The following is a 3,789-nucleotide window of genomic DNA, read 5'->3' as shown; positions in this document are numbered from 1 at the left end:
GACGTCGGGCGTGATCAACAGGTGTTTCACCGACCACGACCAGTACAGCTCGACCATCATTTCGCTGGGCCGCACCGGCGCGCCCGCATAGAGCCTTTGGTTCGTGGCGTTCCAGGCGATGCCGAGGCCGATCTGGTCTTGCGGCGCACGGCCCAGCGGATTGTTGTAGACGGCGCCGCCCGAGATCGACGACTGGATGTACCAACTCGAGTTCCATGCGGTGTTGGCACGTACGAACAGGCCCCATTTCTCGTCGAGCGTCTGGGAGGCGTTGAACGACAGGCCCGAACTCGCCTGCGGCTGCATCGGGACGCTCGGCAGATTGTAGTAGAGCAGCGAATAGGTGCCCTTGCCGAGCCTGCCGAGATTGGGCGACACGGCGCCGTAGAGGAACCAGGAATACTGGCCCTGGAACGCCGTATTGAACTGGATGTAGTTGGAAACCGCGACGTTGTTGGCGTCCTGGAAGCCCGCGATCAAGGTCAGCTCCTTGGTCGGATTGACCTGGACATAGGCACCGAGGCTGCCCTGCGAATAGTTCTGGCTGCCGTTCTGCGCCAGCGAGTAGCCAAGGAAATTGACCTGCTCGTTGCCGGAGTAGGCATTGGTGTCGAAGTTCGAGAAAGGAAACTGACCCAGAGTGAGCGACACGAAGTGGCCGGGGAAGTCGTGCGTGTAGCTCACCTGCGCGAAGGTGAGCTGGTTGACCGGATAGTCGTTGACCGGACTGTTGAGGAAGAGCCTGTTCTGCAGGCTCTGGCCGGTCTGGCCCGACCAGTACTGGGCCGCGAAATAGGCGAACTGGAAGGAGCCGGCGCCGATCCCGGGATCGTCGAACATCTTCCAGTTCAAGGCCGGCGAGAACTGGGCCTGCACCGCTCCATAGTCGCTGCCGGGCGCTCCCCACTGGCTGACGACCGACGACGTCATCGAATAGAAGATGCCGGTCGAGTCCTGGATCTCCTTCTTCGCCAGCGCATAGCGCCGGGCGGCATCGTCGAACTCTTGGTCGAGAAAGTACTGCTCACGCACTTCGGCCGAGCGCATCCGGTTGTGGACCTTGCCGACATGGCGCACGCCGTCGGCGTCAGCCGTTTGCTGCGCAGCCGCCTCCGCGAGGGGAAGGATCAGGGCCGCCAGCCCGCCTATCCACGCCGTCGAACGCATCGGTTCCTGCCGGCCCGCGTCACGGCTTCAGTGCCTTGTCGAGGAACGCCTTCACGTCGACCACGAACTGCTTCCAGGCAGGCTCGTAGGCACCGTAATGCGCCCCGCAGCAACCGCCGGGCTTGCTGCGATTGCCAACCCCGCTGAGATAGCGCACCGGCAGGCCGAGCGCATCGAAACTGTGATGCGCGCCCTCGTAGATCTTCGTTTCGACGAGATCACGGCCGCGCACGACACGGTCCATCACGGCGCGGCATTGCGCGACCGGCGTCCAGTCGTCGAGTGCGCCCATGGCGAGCAGGATCGGTTGACGCACCGCGAGGCGCGGCCCCAGCGCATCCGCCAGCGCGCAATCGGGATAGAGCAGCACCACCGCCCGCGCCGCCGATGGCGCGGTGCTTTCCGGCGTGGCCGAAAGGGCACGCAGCATCGCGACGCCACCGCCGTAGGAATAACCCATGTAGGCGAGCCGCCGCGGATCGATGCCCGGCTGCTTCGCCAACCACGCAAGGGTCGCATCGATGTCCGCCGCCCGCACCTCGGCCGCGGCGGGCGTCGGCCAGTTGCGGCCGCACACGTCCTTGAGGCCGCGCGCCGAGAAACTGTCGACCACGAGCGCGGCGTAGCCCCACGATGCAAGGAGCCCCGCCATGCGCGCGGTGTTCTGCCCCGGTCCGCCGCAGCCGTGGAACAGCGCGACCGCGGGCACCGGCGCCGTGACGTTGGCAGGACGGAAGAATTGCGCCGCGAGCTGAAGCGTGCGACCGCCCTGCTCCACCGGAACGCGGACGTTCTGCTGGGCCGAAGCAGGCATTGCACACAAGACGGCGAGCAGAACGAGGATGGAGGTCGTCCATGCTGCCGCTGCGGCTCGGGCTTGCCCGCGTCTGTTCGGCCACCGAAGATGCATCGGCCGGAACGTAAACCATGCAAGAGCAGAGACAACAGGTGGATTGCCCGTGAACGAGACGATCTACACCATCTCAACCTGGGTCATCCCGGCGATCCTTGCCATCACGCTGCACGAAGCCGCGCACGGATTCGTGGCCCTGCGCTTCGGCGACCGCACCGCCTGGCAGCAGGGCCGCGTGACCCTCAATCCCTTCAAGCACATCGACCCGTTCGGCACGATCATCCTCCCGGGCCTGCTGATCTTCCTGCGCGCGCCCTTCCTGTTCGGCTACGCCAAGCCCGTGCCGGTGAATTTCCGGGCGCTGAACAATCCCAAGCGCGACATGGTCTGGGTCGCCGCCGCCGGGCCCGCCACGAACGTCCTGATGGCCGTGGCCGCGGGCCTGCTGGCGCACCTCGCCGTCCTCCTGCCGCAACCCGCGGCGACGTGGTCGATCCTCAACATTGAGAACGCGATCCTGATCAACGTCCTGCTCGCCGTCTTCAACATGGTGCCGCTGCCGCCGCTGGACGGCGGCAGGGTCGCGGTCGGCCTGCTGCCCAACAGCCTGGCTTTGCCGCTCGCCCGGCTGGAACCCTACGGCATGCCGATCCTGCTCGGCCTGATCTTCCTGCTGCCGCTGATCGGCCGGCAGTTCGGGGTCGACCTCAACGTCATCGGCTGGATCCTCGGCGAGCCGGTCAACTGGCTGGTCAACCTCGTGATCCGCGTCACCGGCAACGGCTGACCCCAAAAGAAAAGTGCCGCCGCCGGGAATAAACGGCCTCTCCCCGGCGTCTCTCCCCTGCAGACCAACTGCTGCATGGGAGTCACACAATGCTGAAGTCGATCCTTTCCGCCGCCGCCGCTCTGGCGGTCCTCGCCGCCGGCAGCGCGTTCGCCGCCGAGCCCGCCTCCGCCACCCCGCCCGCCATGAAGAACGGCATGCTGGTCAGCGCAAGCGGCATGACGCTCTACACGTTCGACAAGGACGCCACGCCGGGCAAGTCGGTGTGCAACGGCCCGTGCGCCACCAACTGGCCGCCGGCCCTCGTCGCCGACGGCGCCAAGGCGTCGGGCGACTGGAGCATCATCACCCGCGACGACGGGCTGAAGCAGTGGGCCTACAAGGGCAAGCCGCTCTACGCCTTCGCCAAGGACACCAAGGCCGGCGACACGACGGGCGACGGCTTCCTGAACGGCGCCTGGCACATCGCCAAGTAACGCGACGCGTACGGACCGAAGGATACGGTGCCGGCCAAGGTTCGGCCGGCACCGGCCTTCCTGTAGAGTAGCCCGATGGCCGATGCGGAAGCCCTGCTCGAACCGCTGATCCCCGCGTTGCGCCGCTATGCCTATGCGCTGCTGCGCGACCACGATGCGGCCGACGACCTGGTCCAGGACACGCTGGAGCGCGCGCTGTCGCGCTGGGCGCTGCGGCGGCGCGACGGCGACCTCCGCGCCTGGCTCTTCACCATCCAGCGCAACCTCTACGTCTCCGCGCTGCGCCAGGGCCAGCGGCGCGGCGCGTCTGTCGAGCTCGACGACGCGACGATGCCGGCGACCGGCGCGCAGCAGGAAAGCGGCCTCGAGGTACAGGACATCCTGTCGGCGCTCGACCGACTTCCGGAGGAGCAGAAGTCGATGCTGCTGCTGGTCGGGGTCGAGGATCTTTCATACGACGATGCAGCGAAGGTCATGGGCGTGCCGATCGGCACCCTGATGTCGCG

At 66.7% G+C, this 3,789-nt stretch carries 5 protein-coding genes; 3 read left to right on the top strand and 2 right to left on the bottom strand.

The window, feature by feature from the left end; genetic code table 11:
• The coding region (locus Q0C41_RS30435; protein WP_291990634.1) for a carbohydrate porin at nt 1–1,167 on the bottom strand (1,167 nt) is incomplete at its 3' end.
• A gap of 19 nt (nt 1,168–1,186) precedes the next feature.
• Entirely contained in the window at nt 1,187–1,981 is a 795-nt protein-coding gene (locus tag Q0C41_RS30430) for a dienelactone hydrolase family protein (RefSeq protein ID WP_291990631.1), read from the bottom strand.
• A gap of 145 nt (nt 1,982–2,126) precedes the next feature.
• On the opposite strand from Q0C41_RS30430, the gene Q0C41_RS30425 reads away from it, so the two are divergent.
• The 3 genes from Q0C41_RS30425 to Q0C41_RS30415 all read left to right on the top strand — a co-directional run.
• Nucleotides 2,127–2,807, top strand: coding sequence for a site-2 protease family protein (locus Q0C41_RS30425; protein ID WP_216956344.1), 681 nt, complete (start codon nt 2,127–2,129; stop codon nt 2,805–2,807).
• Between the two features lie 89 nt (nt 2,808–2,896).
• Entirely contained in the window at nt 2,897–3,283 is a 387-nt protein-coding gene (locus Q0C41_RS30420; protein ID WP_216956346.1) for a hypothetical protein, read from the top strand.
• A gap of 75 nt (nt 3,284–3,358) precedes the next feature.
• A partial coding sequence (locus tag Q0C41_RS30415) for a sigma-70 family RNA polymerase sigma factor (protein ID WP_291990624.1) occupies nt 3,359–3,789 on the top strand: 431 nt, incomplete at its 3' end.

The sequence above is a fragment of the Luteitalea sp. genome (assembly GCF_022842525.1).
Classification (GTDB): domain Bacteria; phylum Acidobacteriota; class Vicinamibacteria; order Vicinamibacterales; family Vicinamibacteraceae; genus Luteitalea.
Note: the sequence above shows the minus strand (reverse complement) of the source record. Positions and strands in the feature narration are given on the sequence as shown.